The organism is Bradyrhizobium sp. 31Argb (assembly GCF_043638955.1).
Taxonomy (GTDB): Bacteria; Pseudomonadota; Alphaproteobacteria; order Rhizobiales; family Xanthobacteraceae; genus Bradyrhizobium.
The window spans coordinates 1-2080 of the sequence record NZ_JBEGDB010000538.1 but is presented as its reverse complement, the minus strand read 5'-3'; the positions used below and the strand labels follow the sequence as shown (position 1 = coordinate 2080).

The window sequence follows — 2080 nt, the reverse complement described above, 5'->3', positions numbered from 1 at the left end:
AAACCCGAGCCCGAATCAAATGGATGTTCACAACCGACAAAGCTCGCGCCAAACTCGGCCGCGCCTATCCAGCCACCACCAAAGAGTCAAAATCACTGTGATAGACCACTAAGCGCGGTGTTAGTGGGGCATGAGCCGTGCGCTGCGTTTCCTCACGATCCTGCTCGCCCTGCTGTGCGGCGCCTTGGCGGCGCGTGCCGCACAGGACAAGGCGCTGGAACGCGGCACAGCGATTACCGATCCCTCAGTGCTCCGTGATCTCGATCATGGCAGGTTCGGTCTCGGGCGCATGCTGTCGCCGCAGCGCCAGACCGATCTTCCGCTCGACGATGCCGAACTGTTCGCGCTGCCGTCGATGGCGCCGATCCGCGCGGCGCTCGATCGCGAGTTCGATCGCTACATCTCAAAGCACAGCCAAGAGCTTCCGAACGAAACCATCGGCGTCGGCGATAGCTTCGCCTTCCAGCTATTCGATCGCGCGCAGCTTTACTCCGCAGCAACGCGCTTCGTGCTGGCCGGCATCGTCAACCGTATGGACCGCGCCTATGTCTCGCCCGAAAGCTGCGGCGAAATCCGGCTGATCTATCGGCTCACGCGCATCGATGCGCCCGTGATCGGCGAGAACGCGGTCTCGCAACGGCTGCCGATGACGCTCAATCTGGTCTTGAAGGCGAAGGGCGAGGGCGCGCGCGATCGAAACGGTGCCGCGATCACTTGCCGCGAGATCGCGCGGCGCTGGCTTGCCATCAGCGACGTTTCATCGGCGGGCGAGGGGGGACTTGAAAAGCTGACCGGCAAGGACGGCCCGCTCGACCTGATCGGCTACCAGAATATCGAGCAAATCGAGACCAACCTGCAGATCGCGCACGCGCCGAAATCGCCGACGCGCGATTTCCGCACCGACTATCTCCTGAAAGTGTTCAACTTCATCAGCGACGCCGGGCGCTTCGCGGAAGCGCCGCTGGAGAACCAGATCGATCGCGATCGCATCCTCTCCGATCAGAACCTGAAGCGCGAGTTCAAGAACTGGCTGCTCGATCCCAGCCATTTCGCAGAGCTCGACCGTGGCACGATCCTGATCCCGGAGAAATTCCTCGCCAAGGCTGCGATCGCGCCGACGCCTGTTGGCTTCGACCTGTCGGAACTGCAACCCGAATATGGGATGATGCAGGGTGAAAGCAGCGCGGCTGCATTCGATGACAATGATGTCGTCGGTGCGCTGAGGAAGGCGGCGGAAGACGGCACCAGGCTGCAGAACATCCGCTCGGTCGCGGGCTTCGAGCGCCGGCTCAACGATATCACCTGCGCCGGATGCCACCAGACCCGCGGCATCGGCGGCTTCCATTTCCCCGGCGTCGACTGGATGGCGGCCAAGCCGTCGAATACCACAGTGGTGCCGGCCTCGCCGCATTTCTTCGGCGACCAGGTCCGGCGCCGCGACATCCTGGCTGCATTTGCCCGCAACACCCAGCCGGATTTCTCCCGCGGCTTCTCCAACCGCCCGCAGCTACGCGGCAGCACCGAGCTTGCCGGCACCGAATATGAGGATGGCTGGGGCGCCCATTGCTATCAGCAAAGCGCGAAAGCCGCGGACAACGACCGGAGTTTTCGCAACTGGACCTGCGCTGAGGGACTCGTCTGTCAGGCCGCCGGCAAGACCTCTCGCATGGGCATGTGCTTCATCAAAAGCCCGTAAGGCTGCTTTCACCTCGAAGAGGTGAGCGGCAACCCGAATTACTTTCGTCACGTGTTATGTGCTATGCTGCGCTCGGAGGCCGCCCATGAGCGCATCCGACGAGAAGCAGCGCAACCGCGAGATCGCGGAGAACGAGGCCGAACGGCAGATGATCGGCGCCGTCCGCGTCAGCACATGGGCGATCGCCGTCACCATCATTGTCGCCGCGATCGCAGCCGGCATCGTCTGGGCCTGGCTCAATCGCTAGAGTAGCTCGCCGGATGCCCATTGATGCGCGCCCTCTCCCCTTGTGGGAGAGGGCAGCTCGGAGGTCCTGACCGGCTACATGGGTAACAGAATAGACCGGCGACATGGGTAACAGGTCAACTGGTCGGCAAGGAGGAC

At 62.8% G+C, this 2080-nt stretch carries 2 protein-coding genes; both read left to right on the top strand.

Features of this window, described 5'->3' with window-relative positions; translation table 11 throughout:
- Positions 1-130 precede the first annotated feature (130 nt).
- Positions 131-1696: a hypothetical protein gene (locus AAFX91_RS41135; RefSeq protein WP_394570285.1), complete on the top strand. Its 1566-nt coding sequence runs from the start codon at positions 131-133 to the stop codon at positions 1694-1696.
- A gap of 85 nt (positions 1697-1781) precedes the next feature.
- The gene (locus AAFX91_RS41130; protein WP_165421558.1) at positions 1782-1943 is read left to right on the top strand and encodes a hypothetical protein; all 162 of its coding nucleotides are present in this window, start codon (positions 1782-1784) and stop codon (positions 1941-1943) included.
- The last annotated feature ends 137 nt before the right edge of the window (positions 1944-2080 follow it).